The sequence below is a fragment of the Bradyrhizobium quebecense genome, from assembly GCF_013373795.3.
Lineage (GTDB): Bacteria > Pseudomonadota > Alphaproteobacteria > Rhizobiales > Xanthobacteraceae > Bradyrhizobium > Bradyrhizobium quebecense.
In genome coordinates, this window is sequence record NZ_CP088022.1 from 4,300,847 (window position 1) to 4,317,824 (window position 16,978).

Annotated in this window: 17 protein-coding genes and 1 pseudogene; 4 read left to right on the plus strand and 14 right to left on the minus strand. The window is 61.9% G+C overall.

Going from position 1 to position 16,978, the window contains the following annotated elements; genetic code table 11:
- Positions 1 to 2: 2 nt before the first annotated feature.
- From HU230_RS20845 to HU230_RS20860, 4 genes are read right to left on the minus strand one after another with little or no spacing between them, the layout of a single operon-like run.
- Positions 3 to 1,061: an ABC transporter ATP-binding protein gene (locus HU230_RS20845; RefSeq protein ID WP_176530063.1), complete on the minus strand. Its 1,059-nt coding sequence runs from the start codon at positions 1,059 to 1,061 to the stop codon at positions 3 to 5.
- Positions 1,058 to 1,843 carry an ABC transporter permease gene (locus HU230_RS20850; RefSeq protein ID WP_176530062.1) on the minus strand — a complete coding sequence of 262 codons (786 nt, stop codon included), beginning with the start codon at positions 1,841 to 1,843 and terminating at the stop codon, positions 1,058 to 1,060. The genes HU230_RS20845 and HU230_RS20850 overlap by 4 nt, the downstream gene beginning before the upstream one ends.
- Positions 1,844 to 1,848: 5 nt before the next feature.
- Positions 1,849 to 2,664, minus strand: coding sequence for an ABC transporter permease (locus HU230_RS20855; RefSeq protein WP_176530061.1), 816 nt, complete (start codon positions 2,662 to 2,664; stop codon positions 1,849 to 1,851).
- Positions 2,665 to 2,701: 37 nt separating this feature from the next.
- Positions 2,702 to 3,709, minus strand: a complete 1,008-nt coding sequence (locus HU230_RS20860) for an ABC transporter substrate-binding protein (protein WP_176530060.1) — start codon at positions 3,707 to 3,709, stop codon at positions 2,702 to 2,704.
- A gap of 194 nt (positions 3,710 to 3,903) precedes the next feature.
- On the opposite strand from HU230_RS20860, the gene HU230_RS20865 reads away from it, so the two are divergent.
- Both HU230_RS20865 and HU230_RS20870 read left to right on the plus strand, forming a co-directional pair.
- A complete protein-coding gene (locus HU230_RS20865) occupies positions 3,904 to 4,665 on the plus strand; it encodes a zinc-dependent alcohol dehydrogenase (protein WP_224943404.1) in 762 nt (253 codons plus the stop codon).
- On the plus strand, positions 4,662 to 5,054 hold the full coding sequence (locus tag HU230_RS20870) for a zinc-binding dehydrogenase (RefSeq protein ID WP_234633883.1): 393 nt from the start codon (positions 4,662 to 4,664) through the stop codon (positions 5,052 to 5,054). The genes HU230_RS20865 and HU230_RS20870 overlap by 4 nt, the downstream gene beginning before the upstream one ends.
- A 44-nt stretch (positions 5,055 to 5,098) precedes the next feature.
- Here HU230_RS20870 and HU230_RS20875 read toward each other — a convergent pair whose 3' ends face one another.
- The 8 genes from HU230_RS20875 to HU230_RS20910 all read right to left on the minus strand — a co-directional run bounded on the left by HU230_RS20875 (position 5,099) and on the right by HU230_RS20910 (position 13,576).
- The gene (locus HU230_RS20875) at positions 5,099 to 5,803 is read right to left on the minus strand and encodes an ABC transporter ATP-binding protein (RefSeq protein ID WP_176530059.1); all 705 of its coding nucleotides are present in this window, start codon (positions 5,801 to 5,803) and stop codon (positions 5,099 to 5,101) included.
- Positions 5,804 to 5,807: 4 nt separating this feature from the next.
- Positions 5,808 to 6,578 (minus strand): ABC transporter ATP-binding protein, encoded by a 771-nt coding sequence (locus HU230_RS20880; RefSeq protein WP_176530058.1) that lies wholly within the window; start codon positions 6,576 to 6,578, stop codon positions 5,808 to 5,810.
- A complete protein-coding gene (locus HU230_RS20885; RefSeq protein WP_176530057.1) occupies positions 6,575 to 7,561 on the minus strand; it encodes a branched-chain amino acid ABC transporter permease in 987 nt (328 codons plus the stop codon). The genes HU230_RS20880 and HU230_RS20885 overlap by 4 nt, the downstream gene beginning before the upstream one ends.
- Before the next feature lie 7 nt (positions 7,562 to 7,568).
- Entirely contained in the window at positions 7,569 to 8,453 is an 885-nt protein-coding gene (locus HU230_RS20890; protein WP_176530056.1) for a branched-chain amino acid ABC transporter permease, read from the minus strand.
- A gap of 54 nt (positions 8,454 to 8,507) precedes the next feature.
- A complete protein-coding gene (locus tag HU230_RS20895; protein ID WP_176530055.1) occupies positions 8,508 to 9,761 on the minus strand; it encodes an ABC transporter substrate-binding protein in 1,254 nt (417 codons plus the stop codon).
- A 64-nt stretch (positions 9,762 to 9,825) separates the two neighbouring features.
- On the minus strand, positions 9,826 to 12,216 hold the full coding sequence (locus HU230_RS20900; RefSeq protein WP_176530054.1) for a xanthine dehydrogenase family protein molybdopterin-binding subunit: 2,391 nt from the start codon (positions 12,214 to 12,216) through the stop codon (positions 9,826 to 9,828).
- Positions 12,213 to 12,698 (minus strand): (2Fe-2S)-binding protein, encoded by a 486-nt coding sequence (locus HU230_RS20905; RefSeq protein WP_176530053.1) that lies wholly within the window; start codon positions 12,696 to 12,698, stop codon positions 12,213 to 12,215. Before HU230_RS20905 ends, HU230_RS20900 begins: the two co-directional genes overlap by 4 nt.
- Complete coding sequence (locus HU230_RS20910; RefSeq protein WP_176530052.1) at positions 12,695 to 13,576, minus strand: FAD binding domain-containing protein; 882 nt, start codon at positions 13,574 to 13,576, stop codon at positions 12,695 to 12,697. Before HU230_RS20910 ends, HU230_RS20905 begins: the two co-directional genes overlap by 4 nt.
- A gap of 169 nt (positions 13,577 to 13,745) precedes the next feature.
- Here HU230_RS20910 and HU230_RS20915 point away from each other — a divergent pair, with 169 nt between their 5' ends.
- Entirely contained in the window at positions 13,746 to 14,840 is a 1,095-nt protein-coding gene (locus HU230_RS20915) for an LLM class flavin-dependent oxidoreductase (protein ID WP_176530051.1), read from the plus strand.
- A gap of 16 nt (positions 14,841 to 14,856) precedes the next feature.
- On the plus strand, positions 14,857 to 15,732 hold the full coding sequence (locus HU230_RS20920) for a polysaccharide deacetylase family protein (RefSeq protein ID WP_176530050.1): 876 nt from the start codon (positions 14,857 to 14,859) through the stop codon (positions 15,730 to 15,732).
- Between the two features lie 6 nt (positions 15,733 to 15,738).
- Here HU230_RS20920 and HU230_RS20925 read toward each other — a convergent pair whose 3' ends face one another.
- Both HU230_RS20925 and HU230_RS20930 read right to left on the minus strand, forming a co-directional pair.
- Complete coding sequence (locus HU230_RS20925) at positions 15,739 to 16,425, minus strand: TetR/AcrR family transcriptional regulator (RefSeq protein WP_176530049.1); 687 nt, start codon at positions 16,423 to 16,425, stop codon at positions 15,739 to 15,741.
- A pseudogene (locus HU230_RS20930) lies at positions 16,422 to 16,975 on the minus strand (flavin reductase family protein). Before HU230_RS20930 ends, HU230_RS20925 begins: the two are co-directional and overlap by 4 nt.
- Positions 16,976 to 16,978 lie beyond the last annotated feature (3 nt).

Sequence of the window (16,978 nt, forward strand, 5' to 3'; positions counted from 1 at the left end):
TCTCAGGGTTCGGACGGGAGCAGACGAACAGCGTCGGCCGCGATCGAAAGCCCGATTCGATCGCCAACCTTGGCCTGGATTGTGTTGGGCGCGTCGACATTGAGTGGCTTGCTCGACGCACCACTCACGACGAGCCGCTGCCGGTCGCCGATGAAGCTGACGGAATCGACAACTCCCGAGAGTACGGCTGCCCCGGCATCCGTCACGCGAATGGTTTCGGGACGGATCATGACGGTCGCGTTCGCAGCTGTCGCGCCACCCTCGATCGGCAATCGCCCGCCGGGCAGGATCAGCATGCCGTTCTCGATCGGAGCTTCAACTATATTCGCTGCTCCGATGAACTCCGCCACGAAGCGGTCCTTCGGTGCGAAGTAGACCTCGCGCGGCGTGCCGATCTGGGCGATCGCACCTTTCCGCATCACGACGATGCGGTCGCCCAATTCCATGGCTTCGGACTGATCATGGGTGACATAGATCGTCGTGATACCAAGTGCTCGCAACAGCCGGTTGAGCTCGCCTCGCAGCCGGTCCCGCAAGGCGGCATCAAGCGCGGTCAAGGGCTCGTCGAGCAGCAATATGCCCGGCCGGATCGCGACGGCACGCGCCAGTGCCACACGCTGGCGCTGGCCGCCCGAAAGCTGGTCGATGCGGCGGTTCTCCAACCCCGTGATGTTCGTGAGAGCCACCAGCTCGGCGACGCGGGCGGCACGCTCGCCCCTGGCAACACCCCGGATCTTCAGGCCGTAGGCGATATTGTCCGCGACCGTCATGTTGGGGAACAGGGCGTAGGACTGAAACACCATGCCGACATTGCGCCGCTCGATCGGGACCGAGGTCATATCCTTGCCGTCGAACAGCACCTTGCCGCCCGCATCCGGCAACTCGAGGCCCGCGATGATGCGCAGCATCGTGGTCTTGCCGCAGCCGGATGGGCCGAGCAGCACCAGCGTCTCACCGCGCGCGATGTCGAGGGTTGCGGGATCAAGCGCGCGCGTCCCATCGGCAAAGGTCTTGCCGCACGCCTCGATCCGCACTGCTGCACCATGCCCCGCCGTACTCATCGCTTGTGATCCCTGTCGGCCAGCAGTTGCATCGCGACCAGCAGCGGAATGATCATCACGAAGAAGATCAGCGTGTAGGCCGAGGCGACTTCGAGCCGCATCGAGGCATAGCTGTCGGCGAGTCCGATCGGCAGCGTCTTTGTTAGCGGCGTATGCAGCATCCAGGTCAGGTTGAACTCGCCGAGCGACAACGTGACCACCATCAGTGCGCCGGCCAGAATTCCCGGCAGCGCATTCGGCACGATGACATCGCAAAAGCGCCGCCATGGCGATGCCCCCAGCGAGGCAGCGCCCTCATCGAGCGTCTTGATGTCCACGGTCGCAAACACCGCCATGACCGACCGCACCATGAACGGCATGGTGAAGATCACGTGACCGACCAGGATGAAGAGCCAGGAACGGCGGAAGCCTCCGAAGCTTCCATAGGCGAGCAGCAGCGCAAGCGCGATCGCAAGCCCGGGGATCGCCAAGGGCAGCGTGATGATCTCCTCGACGATGCGGGCAAGGCGGCCTCCCCGCGCGTGCAGCGCGTAGGCCGCGGGGACGCCGGCGAGCAGCGTGACGGCGAGCGTCGCGAAGGCGATCACGAATGAGAGCAGAATGGTGCCGGCATAGAGCTCCCAGACCTGGGCGACCCATTGCAGGGTCACGCCGGACTGAATGCCCCGGAAATAATTCACGGTGACGCCGGCGGAGATCGAAAGCCCCGCGGGCACCACCAGGAATGCGGCAACGAGCAGCGTGAAGATGAACTGGCCGGTGAAGATCAGGCGATCGCGCATGCTTTTCACCCAGCCGCTGCGACCGCGCTTCCGCTGAACGTGCGGGCCAGCGCAAGGATGAGCCAGGTGATCAGGCCGAGCCCCACCGACAGCGCCGCCGAGGTCGCGAAATTCGCGGCCAGCGTGAATTCGGTGTAGATCAGCATCGGCAGCACGTCGATGTTCGTCGCCAGCGTGAAGGCGGTGCCGAAGGCGCCCATCGCTGTCGCAAATGCGATCGCACCGGACGCGACGAAGGCCGGCGCCAGTGCCGGCAGCACGACATCACGCTGCACCGCCCATGGGCTGGCGCCGAGCGAACGCGCGGCTTCCTCCAGACCGACATCGAGCTTTTGCACGGCCGCCATGATGGTGAGGATGACGCGCGGGATCGAGAAATAGAGATAGCCGAGGAAGAGCCCGTAGATCGAATAGGCGAAAACGAACTTCTCGCCGAAGATCCGGTTCGAGAGATCGCCGATCAGCCCTTGCCGCCCTGCCAGCAGAATGATCATGAAGCCGACCACCACGCCGGGAAACGCCAACGGAAAGGTCAGCATCGCAATCAGCACGGCCCGCCCGGGAAAGCGGTGCCGCTGCAGGAACATTCCGGCGATCGTCGCCACGATCAGCGTGACGACCGTGGTTGCCGCCGCCAGCAGCACGGTATTGATCAGCGTCGCGCGATAGCGGCCTTCGGTCAGGATGGCGAGATATCCGGCAAGCCCATGCGGCCCTTCGGCGCCTGCGACCACCAGCCGTGCCATCGGCAACAGGAAGAACGCCGTCGTCACCAGCACAAGCGGCAGCAGGCAGAGCCAAACGAAGGATTTTTGCGACATCGGAAGAATGGTGCCCCGTCGAAGGCACCATATTGCCTCAGCGAACCTCGGCGAGATAGCGGTCGACGAAGGCTTTTTGCACGTTTTCCATCTCGCCCCAGTCGACGCTCTTGGCGCGGGCATAGTCGCTGTCGGGGAGGAATTTGCCCTTCACGGAGGCCGGCAGCTCGATCGGGCGGGCCGGACGCAGATAGGCATTGGTCCAGATCGCCTGGCCCTTGTCGGACAGCAGATAGTCCATCACCTTCTTCGCCTTCTCCTTGTCGGGCGCGTTCTTCACGAGGCCAACGACATAGGGAAACACCACCGACCCCTCGCAGGGAATCACAAACTCGAAGTTGCCCTTCTCCGAATATTTCGCGCGGTAAGCGTTGAAGTCATAGTCGAACAGGATCGGCATCTCGCCCGAGACGACGCGGGCATATGACGTCTGCTTGGGCACGATCGGATCGTTCTTGCGCAGTTCCTTGAAGAAGGTGATCGCCGGATCGAAATTGGTGGGCGAGCCGCCCAGCGCGAGATTGACGGCGACCGCGCCGACATAACCGACCGCTGCGGACGACGGGTCGAGATAGCCGACCATGCCCTTGTAGTCAGGTTTCAGGAGGTCCTTCCAGCAGGCCGGCACCGGCTTGCCGCCAAGCGCGTCCTTGTTCACGAACAGGCCGAGCGTCCCGGAGTGGATCGTGGTCCAATATCCGTCCGGATCCTTGAGGCCGGCGGGCACCTGATCCCAATTCGCGGGCTTGTATGGCTCAAGCGCGTCCTGGGCCTTGGCCTTCATGCCGAAGGTCACGCCGAAATAGCCGATATCGCCGACCGGATTGCTCTTCTCGGCCAGGATCTGGGCCAGCGCCTGGCCGGAATTCTTGTTGTCATGCGGGATATCGTAGTTGAGGTCCGCCTTGATCGCCTTCAGCATCGACGCCCAATCGGCCCATTCGGGCGGACAATTATAGCAGATCACGTCGGCCGCCCTGGCGGATTGCCACGGCGCGAGCAGTGTCAGCGCCAGCAACGCAAGGACAAGGCGGACGGTCTTCATGGCAGGCTCCGGTCTGGGAGAGGATGCGATGCGGATTTCAACATCAATGGAGCGACCAAGTATAGACCGCGCATGAAGGTTTTGCGACGCGCTTGCTGCCGTGCAGCAAATGCAGCAGCCCGGATGCCATTGACCGGAGGCTCGCGGCAAACCGTCGTTTCGCGCTAGGCTGCGAGCCGAAAGAGGAAGCGCCCATGTACCAGCCGCCCGGCGTCAAGACATCGTCCGACCTTCCCGTCCCCGACCTGATGAGAGCCTGGGTCCTTGGTGACCCGGACCAGCTCCTGCTTCGCGAGAAGCCGACGCCGATCCCGTCGCGCGCCGAGGTGCTGGTGCGCATCGACGCGGTTGCGATCTGCGCCACCGATCTCGAAATCATCCACGCCGGGTCGCCGGCAAGCATTCAAGGTGGCGCGCCCTTCAACAAGAACTTTACGCCGGGTCACGAATACATGGGCACGGTTGCCGCGCTCGGTCCAAACGTCGACGAGTTCAGGATCGGAGAGCGCGTCAGCGTCGAGATTCACGCCGGCTGCGGCCAATGCAAACGCTGCCGCCAGGGCATGTACACATCGTGCCTCAACTATGGAAGGCCGGAGAAGGGTCACCGCGCCAACGGCTTTACGACCGACGGCGGATTCGCCGAATACGCGGTCAATCACATCAATACGCTGGCGCGTGTCCCGGATACCATGAGCGATGCGGAAGCAACGCTCGTGGTGACTGCCGGGACGTCGATGTATGGCTTGACGGAATTGGGGGGATTGGTGGCCGGCGAGAGCGTCGTGGTGATCGGCCCGGGGCCGATCGGACTTCTCGCAGTTGCGGTGGCCAAGGCGCTTGGTGCAAGCCCGGTGATCCTGACCGGCACGCGCAACAAGCGGCTGGCGATCGCCGGGAACTGGGGGCCGACCGCGTCATCAACATCAACGACGAAGACGTCGTTGATGTCGTGAAGCAACTAACAGGGGGGATCGGCGCGGACTATGTCGTCGAATGTGCCGGCGCCGAAGCGACACTCAACCAGGCCATTCACATGACCAATCGCGGCGGCAAGATCTGTCTGGCCGCCTTCCCGCACGAGGCCGCGACGCTGGACATCGCGCACCTCGTTCGAAACAACATCTATGCCTATGGCATCCGGGGCGAAGGCCGCAGCGCCACACACCGCGCGATGGAATTGATGGCAGCGAAGCGGTTCGACGCGACCAAGATCCACACGCACACGTTTCCGCTGGCCGACCTGCCGACGGCGCTGAGATATGCGCGGGACCGCGTTGATGACGCGATCAAGGTCGTCGTCACCAATCGGAAAGCCGACGCGATCGCGAGCGCTGCGGAGTAAAGTTCATACGTGCCGGTGGCACGCGCGCTGATCCGAGACCCTGCTCACACCGAGCAGTAGCGCTCCTTGATCTCGTCGTCGGCGAGCAGCGCCTGCGCCGAGGCTTGATGCACCACGGACCCTTGATCCAGCACATAGGCACGATCGGCAATGCCGAGTGCAAGCTCGACGTTCTGCTCGACCAGCAGAACCGTCGTTCCCTGCGCCTTCATGCTGCTGAACAGCTCGAACATCTCGTCGACCAGGACGGGCATGATGCCCTCCGACGGCTCATCCAGCATGATCAGGTCGGGCTTTGCGATCATCGCCCGCGCGATCGCCAGCATCTGCTGCTCGCCGCCGGACATCGTGACCGCCTCTTGATCCATGCGCTCGGCCAGTCGGGGGAAGATCGCAGCGATCTCGTCGATCAGCTCGGCTTCCCGCTTCTTCTCCTTCGAGGCCACCAGCCCGAGCCGCAAATTCTCCCGCACGGTCAGTCCCTGCACAATCCGTCGCTCCTCTGGAACGTAAGCCAGTCCCAACGCGAAGCGCACATGCGCCGGCTGGCGCAGCAGCTCTTCACCCTTGAAGGTGACCGAGCCGCGCGCCCGCCCCATCAACCCCATGATCGATTTCAACGTCGTCGTCTTGCCGGCTCCATTGCGACCGATCAGGCAGACGATTTCGCCCTTGCTCACCTCGAGACTGACGTCCTGTAACGCGTGACTTGCGCCATACCAGGCATTGAGCTTGCTGATCTGCAACATCCCGTCAATGCTCCCGCTGGCCGAGATAGACCCGCTTCACCGCCTCGTTCTGCCGGACCTCCTGCGGCGTTCCCTCGGCCAGCAGCTCTCCGTGGTGCAGCACGAGGATGCGATCGCTGATGCCCAGCACCAGCTTCATCTTGTGCTCGACAAGGATGACCGTACGCGCCTTGGCGAGTTTCACGATCAGATCCATCATGGTCCGGGTTTCTTCCGGGCTCATGCCGGCCGTCGGCTCGTCCAGCAGCAGCAAGCGGGGCTGGCTGGCAAGCGCCATGCCGATCTCCAGTGCCCGCTGCTCACCATGGGCCAGCGTCTTGGCCGCACGTTCCCGGGATTCCCACAACCCGACGAGCGCCAGCAGATCGTCCGCCCGCTCGACAAGTTCGGTCAGGCGCGCACGGGGACGCCAGATATCGTATCGCGACACCAGCGCCTGCAGGCCGACGCGGATGTTCTCTCGTGTCGTAAGCTGCGGAAACACGCTGGTAATCTGAAAGGATTTCGCGATCCCCATATGCGCAAAGCGGTGTTGCGGCAGGCCGGTGACATCCCTGCCCTCGAACTCGACACTGCCTTTCGTCGGCGGAAGGGCGCCGCACAGCAGGTTGAAGTAGGTGCTCTTTCCAGCCCCGTTCGGACCAATAATGGAGGTGATCGCTCCTCTGGAAAACTCGGCCGAGATATTGTTGAGGGCGACAAACTTCCCGAACGTCTTGCCGACGCCCCTGGTGCGCAGAATGATTTCTCTGGCGTGGCCTTCTGCGGCGCTCATCGTCTGCCCCGCGCGATCAGCGTGCCCCAGATGCCCGCCGGGAAGAACAGCACGCATGCAATGAAGATGGCTCCAACGATCAGTTGCCAGTGAACGGTCCACACCGAGACCACATTCTCCAGGACCAGGAAGACCGCAGCACCAATCATCGGCCCGAAGAACGTCCCCATACCGCCCAAGAGAGCGATCATCACGACCAGGCCCGAGGTCTCGTAATGCAGGATTTCGATCGGAACGATCGACAGGTGCAGGGCCTGCAAAGCACCCGCAAGGCCGCAGAAACCGCCGGACAGGACGAAGGTCAGCAATCGCGTCAGGGTCACGTCGTAGCCGGACGCGCGTGCACGCAGCTCGTTCTCGCGCACCGCTTCAATCACGGCACCAAAGGGCGACGCTAGAATGCGTGACATCACAAAGAATGCGGCGATCACAAAAGCCGCGATGACGTAGTAGCGAACCATCGGATTGATGAAGTCGATCCGCAGGCCGAACAGATCGATGTTGCGGACGTTGATGCCGCGAAGGCCGTTCTCGCCACCGGTCAAGTCAACCGCCTGGTAGAAAAGGTAGTAGACACATTGCGACAGCGCCATGGTCACCATGGCGAAGTAGATGCCGCGGGTCCTGATCGCGAGCACGCCGATCAAGAGCGCCATCAACAATCCGCCGCCGACCCCGACGGCGATCGCCGCATACCACGGCCAGCCGAAGTGCACGATGGCGATACCACAGAGGTATGCACCCGTCCCGAACAGCGCCGCATGACCGAACGACAACAGACCCAGATATCCGAACACGAGGTTGAAGCCGAGGGCGTACAACCCATAGATCAGGATATTCACGGCGAGGGCCGTGAACGGCATCAACAGCGGGAAAACCAGGATGACCGCCGCGACAATGCTGGCGCGATGCTGCGTGGCGAACTCGTACCAACCGCCTGTCGCGGCACCGGGCTGTTTGATCGATTGAGTGGTTTCGGTCATGCCGGGCTCAGCTCATCAATCCGGCGCGGCCGAAGAAGCCCTGGGGACGAACGATCAAAACGATGGCCATCAAGGCAAAGATCGAAACCTTGGCCATCTCGGGTGCGAACAGCGAGGTCATGCTGACCACCACACCGACCAGCAGGCCTGCCAGTACGGCGCCGCCGATCGACCCCATCCCTCCTACCACGGTCACGACAAAGGCTTCGGCGAGGATCGTGCCGCCCATCTCCGGAATGACGCCCTGAAGCGGCGCGGCCAGCAGGCCGGCAAAGCCCGCAATCGCGGTACCGATCCCGAACACGATCAACCAGACCTTGGAAACGTCGACCCCAAGAACACGGACGATCTGCGGATCGCGCGCCCCGGCGCGGATAATCAGCCCGAAGCTGGTCTTCTCCAGAAACAGCCAGAGCGCCAGCAGCACGACGGCCGTCGCGCCTATCACGAACAGGCGGTAGAGCGGGAAATAGCCGACGCCAATGTCGACAGCCCCCTGCAGAACTTCGGGCGTGTCGAAAGGATAGCCGGTCTTGCCAAAGGCAATGCGCACGCATTCGACCATCACGTAGCTGAGCCCGAAGGTCAGCAGCAACGGATAGTCGATGCCGCGGCCGTAAAGTGGCCGGATCAGCACGCGCTCGACGGCAAGGCCGAACAGTCCGATGGCGATCGGCACAGCCACGAGGCAGATCCAGAAATTGCCCCCGATCGAGATCAGATAGAGCCCGACATAAGCGCCGACCATGTAGAACGCGCCATGGGCGAAGTTGACGACCGTCAACATCCCGAAGATCAGCGAGAGGCCGATCGCAAACAGCACGTAGATGGCGCCGAGCGCCAGCCCCGCGAACAGTTGCAGCGCGATCAGGTCAAAGCTCAGGCCCGCCATTTGTTCCCCTCCGCACGGCGCGCACCGACCCGCGGCGCACGCCGTCGCACGAGCTCAGCTCTTGTGACCGAGCGCCTCGCAGGTGCGCAGGTACTTCTCGTTGGGTTCTTCGGTCGACAGAACCTCGAACACGTCGGACTCGTTCCTCATGTCCTTGGACTTCGACTTGATCACGAGCACCGATTGCACCGACTGGTGGTCGCATTTGCGATAATATTGCGGGCCCTTGTAGTCGTCGTACTTCAGAGCTTCCAATGCAGCGACGACCTTGTCGGTCTCGACGCTGCCGGCGCCCTTGACCGCCTCCAGCACGGTCCGAACACCGCCGTAGCCGAGCGCACCGTAGTCGGTGGGCAGCTTGCCGTCGTACATCTTGCGGAACGCATCGTTGAACGCCTTGGTCGAGGCGAACTTGTCCTCGATACCCCAGTAGAAGGAGCAGCCGCCGACGACGCCTTCGAATGCCTGGGGGCCAGCCGCGACACGGCTGGCATGCGAGAGCAGCGGCGCGATGATCTGGATCGATTTCTTGATGCCAAAGTCGGTCGCCTGCTTCAGCGCGATCTGCTGGTCCCGGCCGAAATTGCTGATGCACAGAATATCGGGCTTCAGCGCCTGGAGACGCGGCAGCAGCGTGGAGAAGTCAGTCGTTCCCAGCGGATGGCGGATGTCGCCGAGGTTCTCGACGTTGAATTCCTTGCCGACCTCGAGGAAGCCGCGAACCATCTCGTGACCGTAGGCGTAATCCGCCGTGAGAAACGCAACCTTCTTGCCGAATTTGGCGAAGGCATAGCGGCCGACCGCACCTGACGTCATGTGCGGGTTCAGCGCTTCGTGGAATGTGTACTTGCTGAAGTCGGCTGCCTCGTTGATGGCGTCGGACTGGCTGATCGAATTGAAGATGACGCCGCGCTCTTTGGTGACGTTGTTGATCGCAAGCTGAACCGCCGCGGACAGACTGCCGACGACGAAATTCACCTTCTCCTTCTCGACCAGTTCCAATGTCCGCGTTGCCGCTTCACCGGGATTGAGCTTGTCGTCGCGCACGACAAGCTCGGCCTTGCGGCCGTTGAGACCGCCAGCATCATTGAACTGGGCGACAGCGAGCTGCCCCGCCCGCACCTGGTCCTGGGCCTCGGCACCATACGGACCGGTCAAGGGAACAGGGAAGCCGATCTTGATGGGTGCTTCCTCGGCCTGGAGCAGATTGATGCGAAAAGGCGAGACGGCGAGAGCGGCGCCGGCGCTTGCCGTCGTCAGCAGGCGACGCCGCGATATCGATCCAGCTTTGGTGACCTTGTTCGTCATGACTATTCCTCCCCAAGAACTGTCTGTGTTTTGTTATCGCTATCTTTGCCGGAACGTCTCCACCTCAGATTCGTCCCAAGGCCGTCAGGATAACCTGAGGCGTGAGCGGAATCTCGGTAATTGTTGCGCCGAACGGGCGCAGCGCATCGTTGACCGCGTTGGCAACCGCAGCTGCCGCGCCGGCTGTCCCTGCCTCACCCGCCCCTTTGGCTCCGAGCTCCGATTCCCGAGTCGGAGACACCACGTGGCCAATCTCGATATCGGGCATCTCGCCGGACATCGGGACCAGGTAGTCCGCCATATTGGCGTTGGTCAGCTGACCACGCTCGTCATAGATGCATTTCTCGAACAGCGCCGCGCCGAGCCCCTGCACGACCCCGCCCCGGATCTGCTCGTCGACCAGTTGCGGGTTGATGATGGTGCCGCAGTCTTCGACGACCCAATGCTTCAGCAGCGTCACGAACCCGGTCTCGGTATCGACCTCGAGCCAAGACGCCTGAACCCCGTTGGTGAATGCGAAGGGATACTGGCGCGGCACGAAATGTCGGGTCGCCATCAACTCAGGCTGGATGCCCGGCGGGAGGGTATCCGGCCGAAAATAGACGATCCGCGCCAATTCGCTCAGCTCGATCCGTGGCGCACCGTCGTCGGCACTGACGATGCTGTTGTTGACGATATCGAGCCCGCCCGACGTCGATTGCAGGATGGCCGCGGCGATATCAAGGACATTCTGGCGCAAGGCCTTAGCGGCCTGCAACGCGGCTTCGCCGCCGATGCCGGCACCGCGCGAGGCCCAGGTGCCGCCACCATAGGGCGTGTTGTCGGTGTCGCCCAGGATCACGCGGACCCGTTCCATCGAAACGCCCAGCACGCTGCCCACGATCTGGGCGGTCAGCGATTCCGAGCCCTGCCCCTGCTCCGTGATGCTGGTCTGGCAGATCACCGAGCCCTGCGCGTCGAGCCGAACCGCAACACCGTCCTGCGACGAGATTTTCGCGCCGCCGACGCCGTAAAAGGCAGCACTGGGATTGGTGACCTCGATGAAGCTGGCGATTCCGATACCCCGGTGAATATTTCTCGCGCGCAACGCCGTTTGCTCAGCACGCAATGCGTCGTAATCCATCATCTGCAGCAGCTTGGCCAGCGAGGCATGATGCGAAAGCTGCTCGAATTTCATGCCGGAAGGTGATGCGCAGGGATAGGCATCGTCGGCTATCAAGTTGCGCCGGCGGATCTCGACGGGGTCCATGCCGATCTTCGCTGCGGCAAGGTCGACCAGACCCTCGGTGACCGAACAGGCAATCGGGTGTCCGACCGCCCGGTACTGACACATCACGTTCTTGTTCTGGAAGACGACCCGCGCTCGCGCCCGATAGTTCGGGGTGACGTACGGCCCCCCAACCAGATTGACCACCTGATTGGCCTCGATGGCGCTGGTGCGCGGATACATCGAATAGGGACCGATCCCCGTCAGGTCGTCGATCTCGAAGGCCGTGATGGTGCCGTCCGGCTTAACGCCGATCCGGCCCCTGCATCGATGATCGCGAGCGTGAATGTCCGTGTTGAAGCTCTCCACACGGTCAGCCACGAATTTGATCGGCCGCCGTAGCAGCTTGGACAGCGCATAGGTCGCCATTTCGTCGGCGTAGATGTGAACCTTGATGCCGAACGAGCCGCCGACATCCTTGCAGACCACCCGGACCTGCGCTTCCCTTAGTCCGAGATGCAGGGCTGCAATGTTCTGCACCATGTGGGGCGCCTGTGTGCCCTGATAGATCGTCAGCCGCGCCTCGGCCGCATTCCAGTCGGCAACCACCGCTCGCGGTTCAAGCGTCACGCCGGTGTGGCGCCCGAACACGAAGTCGGCTTCGACGACCTCCGACCCCGACAATGCTTGGTCCACATCGCCGGCGTTGAGGGTCCGTTCAAAAGCGAGATTGTCACCGAGCGAGGCGTGAATGACAGGCGTTGCCGGATCGAGCGCAGTGCGCATGTCGGTGACCGCCTCGAGTTCCTCGTAGTCGACGGCAATTTGCTCCATTGCATCTTCAGCCACCGCACGGCTGGTTGCGACAACCGCCGCGACTGCCTCACCCTGCCAGCAGGCCCGATCGATCGCGATCGCATGCTGTGGCGCCGACTTCAATCCCTTCAGATGCGAGAGCACGCCGACCCATGGCGTGATGACTGCCTCAAGCTCTCGACCCGTAACGATGGAAATGACGCCGGACATACGTCGTGCCGCGTCGGCATCGATCGCCACAATTCTTGCGTGGGCATAAGGCGACCGTAAAAAAACCACGTGCGCCATCCGCGGCAATTCCAGGTCGCTGACATACTGTCCACGCCCTTGCAGCAACCTGTCGAGGTTCGGTCGTGGCACCGTCTTTCCGATATAGGAGTTCGGGCGATCGAGCACCGAAAGTGTCTCCGCTGGCGCCCGGGTCACCATCATGCCGGTCGCTCCGCGCGCATCCTAGCTGTCGCCTCCACCGCGTCCACAATGGCTTGATAGCCGGTACAGCGGCAATAATTGCCGGAAAGATGCTCGCGGATCGCTTGACGATCAGGTACGGGCAAATGCTTCAGCAGGTCCTGCGCCGTCATCAGCATCCCGGGCGTGCAGTAGCCGCACTGCAATGCATTGCGTTCGCGAAAGGCCGCCTGAAGATCGGCGATTTCGCCGCTGTCGGACAGCCCCTCGATTGTCTCAACTGACGCCCCCTGCGCCTGGACCGTCAGCATCAGACAGGAGCGGACGATCTCGCCATCAATCCGGACCGTGCAGGCACCACAAACGCCGTGCTCACAACCGATATGGGTTCCGGTCAGCTTCAGATTTTCCCTGAGGAAATCAGCGAGATTGAGACGCGGCAATACAAATGCATCAATGGGCTCGCCATTGACCAGAAGCGAAACCGACACCGGAGTGCTCATCCAGTCACTCCCGCTGCCAGATCGGGCCGCGCCAGCAATGCCGCCACGCAGCGCCGGAGCAAGACCGTAGCAAGATGTCGGCGCATCGCCGCGGTCGCCTGCTGATCTTCCGGTGGATCAAGTTCATCGACCAGCGCTGTCGCCGCTTCTGCAAGCAAGGCAGGGGTCACGGATGCATTGATCAACCGACCTGCGGCCGCCCCTAGCAGAGGCCGGTCACCGACCGCAAAGAAGCCGAGCCGAAGATCCGTGAACCTGCCGGCTGCAACAGCAGCCCGCGCAGCAAGACCAACGACGGCGTAGTCACCATGCCGCCGGGCATACTCCTGAAAGAAAAATGTCGAGCCCTGGTCCGCGATTGGCACCTCGATCGCGACAAGCAATTCGTCTGGCGACAGCGCCGTTTCGTAGATGCCCTTGAAAAACTCGGTCGCAGCAATCCGGCGCTCGCCCGTCGGGCCGCGAATAACGATCGTGGCGTCAAGCGCCACAACACAGGCCGGCAGCTCCGATGCCGGATCGGCATGCGCAAGGCTACCGCCTATCGTTCCGCGATTGCGAATTGCGGGGTGAGCGACGTAGCCAACGGCGTCCCGCAGCAGCGGCGCATGCAGCGCGACGTCTGTCGATCTGAGCAGGTCGACATGTCGGGTCAGCGCACCAACGACCAGCACGCCTGCCCTCACGGCGATGCCACGCAACTCGGCGAGGCCACCGATATCGACCAGAACGTCCGGGGAGACAAGCCGAAGGTTCATGGCCGGCATCAGGCTCTGGCCACCCGACAAAACCTTCGCCTTGTCGCCATGCGCGGCAAGCAACTCCAGCGCATTCACGACGCTGGTCGCGCGGGCGTAGGCGAAAGCCGCAGCTTTCATGTGGGCGTGGCCTCCCGGGCCGAATTTTGGTTTGTCCGATTAGAGGGCCGCCCTCCTCAAAGGTCAAGTTTGTTTATCGAGTGATTATTTGCGCAGCGGGGCTTGTCTTGGCTCTGGGAAGGCCGCAGGTTCCTTGCCAACTAAAGTTCAACGCAAAGGGAGGCGGATGATGAAGCTCGGATTCTTTACGATGCCGATCCATCCTCTCGACAAGGATTGGCGGCAATCGCTCCGGGAGGATCGGGAAGCCTTCCTGCTCGCGGACGAGCTCGGGTTCACGGAGGCGTATGTCGGCGAGCACGTCACCGACAAAGCCGAGAACATCACCTCCAGTATTGCGTTCATTGCCTGGCTCGCGGCCGCAACCAGACAGATCAAGCTTGGAACCGGCACCATCAACATGCCGAACACTCATCCGGCAGCGGTCGCCGCATCCGTCGCCATGCTCGATCACATGCTCGATGGCCGCTTCATACTCGGAATAAGCCCCGGCGGATTGCTGTCCGACGCGGAGGTGTTCGGCAATCTCGATGCCGACCGCAATGCCATGTTCGTGGAGGCGATCAATCAGGTTCTCGATATCTGGGCAGGCAAGCCGCCCTATGATCTGCGGGGCAGATACTGGAATGTCTCGGTCCAGCGGACCTTGATCGAGGACATTGGCCAGGGATTGATTGCCCGTCCATTGCAAACCCCTCACCCGCCGATTGTGGTGACAGCGGTCGCACCGTTCTCAAAAGGCGTCACGGAAGCCGCGGCGCGCGGCTGGCATCCGATCTCGGCGAACTTCCTGATGCCTGCCTGGGTGAAGAGCCATTGGCCCAAATACGTCGAGGGTTGCGAGCGTGCGAACCGGGTCGCTGACCCCGCCAATTGGCGCGTTGCCAAGAGCGTGTTCGTTGCAAAGGACGCAGCAACCGCGAAGGCCTATGCCACGTCGCCCGATAGCCCCTACGTGTACTATTATCACCAGTTGTTCACGAAGCTGAAGCGGGGCGGCCGGCTCGAACTGTTCAAGACGAGGCGGGATCAACCAGACTCGGAGGTCACCCTCGAATCGATCTGCGAGAAGCTGATCATCTACGGCACGCCTGAAAGCGTAGCCGACCAACTGCTGGCATTCCAGGAAGAGATCGGCACCTTCGGAACCTTGCTCTATGCCGGCAAGGACTGGAAGGATCGCGAGCTCGGTCGTCAATCGATGATCCTGATGGCCGAGAAGGTCTTGCCACAGATCAACGCCGCCGCCGGATCATCCGTGTGACCTAAGGAGTTTCGACGTGGCTTTCACCGATCGCATTCCGTACCAGGCTCAGATCGATCGACCGAAACTGGCGTTGCCTGATGGCAAGAAGCTTGCTGTTTGGGTCATCCTCAATGTCGAGGAATGGCGTATCGAAAATGCGATGCCGCGCACCGTGCTGAGCCCACCGATGGGCCAGCCGCTGCTGCCTGACGTGCCGAACTGGTCGTGGCATGAATACGGTATGCGCGCCGGCTTCTGGCGGCAATTCAAAGCCCTCACCGACCGAAAGATACCGGTGACGCTGGCCACGAATGCCAACGTCTGCAACAGCTATCCGCGCGTAGCGTCGGCGGCGCGCGAGGCGGGCTTCGAATTCATGGGGCATGGCTTCGTGCAGGGCCCAATGCACAAGGTCGAAGACCAGGCGGATGCGATCAAGCGTGCTGTCGACACGATCGCCGCATTTGCCGGCAAGCCGCCGCGATCGTGGGAAAGCCCCGGCCTGACCGAGACCGAAGAAACACTCGATCTCCTGCGCCTCAACGGGATCGAATATGTGGCCGATTGGGTGATCGACGATCTTCCTCAGGACATCGCGACACCGCACGGAACTGTGACGACGATTCCTTATTCCGTCGAGACCAACGACATTGTCATTCACGCGCTACAGCACCTGCCGTCGGAACAGTTCCTGACGCGCTGTACCGACCAGTTCGATCGGTTGTATCTCGAAGGCGCAGAGAACGCGCGGATCATGGCAATCTCGGTGCATCCTTACATCACGGGGGTACCACATCGAATCAAATACCTGGAGGCCCTGCTCGATTACGTGATAGGTCATGACGGCGTCGCGCTCATGACGGCGAGCGAGATTGGAGATTGGTATCGGGACCAGATGGCGGCAAGGTAATCCGGCTCAGCCAACGACCTTGATCGGCGCCCGCCGACGATCGGTTGCACCCTCCGCCACCCTCTCAAATCCCGCCAGAAGAAGATCCAGCGCATCACTGATCATCTGCGCCTTGTCCTCCAGGACGGGCGCTTCGTAGATGTACTTGCGTACACCGTAATAGAAGATGCCGCCGTGAAACACCCAGGCCAGCTCCAGTTCGGCAGCGCTTGGCCTGCTCTGCGTGGCGAGGCCGGCGTCGTGGCGACATTCCCTGACAATGCGTGTCAGGATCTTGTCCTTGACCATGCCAACATACCAACGATTGATATCGATGCCCTTCAGTCCAGAGTAGAGATAGATCCGCAGCCATTTTCGGTTGAAGATTGCGTCCGTGTAGACTTCGTAAAATTCCTGAAGCCGCACGCGGAGTGGACGCGACCGGTCGGAGAGCAACTTTTCCCAGCCGATTTCAAGGGGCTCGAGATAGACCCTGCGGTAGACCTCCTTGATGAGATCGTCCTTGCTCGGAAAGTAGCGATAGAGCAACGGTTGCGTCACGCCGAGCCTGCGAGCGAGGGCACGCGTGCCGCCGCCAAATCCTTCCTCCGCGAAAAGCTCTGTCGCCTTGCTGACGAATTCACTGCGACGATCGTCGGCCGACAGCCGCCTCTGCTTGGCACGAGTTCGCTTGACGGGCGCCTTTCGATTCATGAGGCGTTGCCGTCATCGTCGGCCAGGAACCGGCCAAAACCTCCCTGCGCGAACAGCAGCGGATTGTTCCGGTTATAGGCGTAGGCCTCCACCGCACCAAGGAAAATGACGTGATCGCCGCCGTAGTAGCGGCTGGCAGCCCGGCATTGGAAATTTGCGACCACGTCGGCAAGCACGGGGCGTTCCCGAGGCCTGGTGACCAACTCACACCGGCGAATTTGTCACCCGATGATCTGGCAAACTTTATCGCCAGCGTCTGCTGCGACGCGTCAAGAACGTTGACCGTGAAATGACTGGCATTCTGGAAGATCGGCAGTCCCTGCGAAAACATCCCCAGGCTCCACAACACGAGTGGAGGGTTGAGCGACACCGACGCAAAGGAATTGCAAGTGATTCCGTACGGATGTCCTTCGGTCGACATCGCGGTGACGATCGTCACACCGGTCGCAAACGTACCGAGGGCATTGCGGAAGTCGCGGGGATCGATCGTCGAGCTGTCGCTTGCGAGTTCACTGGCCGGGTCCGGCGGATGTTTAGGTGAGTCAGACATCCG

Bases quoted from the DNA above. Each gene is read 5' to 3' on its own strand.
- HU230_RS20845 (WP_176530063.1), bottom strand. From the start codon at position 1,061: ATGAGTACGGCGGGGCATGGTGCAGCAGTGCGGATCGAGGCGTGCGGC.
- HU230_RS20850 (WP_176530062.1), bottom strand. From the start codon at position 1,843: ATGCGCGATCGCCTGATCTTCACCGGCCAGTTCATCTTCACGCTGCTC.
- HU230_RS20855 (WP_176530061.1), bottom strand. From the start codon at position 2,664: ATGTCGCAAAAATCCTTCGTTTGGCTCTGCCTGCTGCCGCTTGTGCTG.
- HU230_RS20860 (WP_176530060.1), bottom strand. From the start codon at position 3,709: ATGAAGACCGTCCGCCTTGTCCTTGCGTTGCTGGCGCTGACACTGCTC.
- HU230_RS20865 (WP_224943404.1), top strand. From the start codon at position 3,904: ATGTACCAGCCGCCCGGCGTCAAGACATCGTCCGACCTTCCCGTCCCC.
- HU230_RS20875 (WP_176530059.1), bottom strand. From the start codon at position 5,803: ATGTTGCAGATCAGCAAGCTCAATGCCTGGTATGGCGCAAGTCACGCG.
- HU230_RS20880 (WP_176530058.1), bottom strand. From the start codon at position 6,578: ATGAGCGCCGCAGAAGGCCACGCCAGAGAAATCATTCTGCGCACCAGG.
- HU230_RS20885 (WP_176530057.1), bottom strand. From the start codon at position 7,561: ATGACCGAAACCACTCAATCGATCAAACAGCCCGGTGCCGCGACAGGC.
- HU230_RS20890 (WP_176530056.1), bottom strand. From the start codon at position 8,453: ATGGCGGGCCTGAGCTTTGACCTGATCGCGCTGCAACTGTTCGCGGGG.
- HU230_RS20895 (WP_176530055.1), bottom strand. From the start codon at position 9,761: ATGACGAACAAGGTCACCAAAGCTGGATCGATATCGCGGCGTCGCCTG.
- HU230_RS20900 (WP_176530054.1), bottom strand. From the start codon at position 12,216: ATGATGGTGACCCGGGCGCCAGCGGAGACACTTTCGGTGCTCGATCGC.
- HU230_RS20905 (WP_176530053.1), bottom strand. From the start codon at position 12,698: ATGAGCACTCCGGTGTCGGTTTCGCTTCTGGTCAATGGCGAGCCCATT.
- HU230_RS20910 (WP_176530052.1), bottom strand. From the start codon at position 13,576: ATGAAAGCTGCGGCTTTCGCCTACGCCCGCGCGACCAGCGTCGTGAAT.
- HU230_RS20915 (WP_176530051.1), top strand. From the start codon at position 13,746: ATGAAGCTCGGATTCTTTACGATGCCGATCCATCCTCTCGACAAGGAT.
- HU230_RS20925 (WP_176530049.1), bottom strand. From the start codon at position 16,425: ATGAATCGAAAGGCGCCCGTCAAGCGAACTCGTGCCAAGCAGAGGCGG.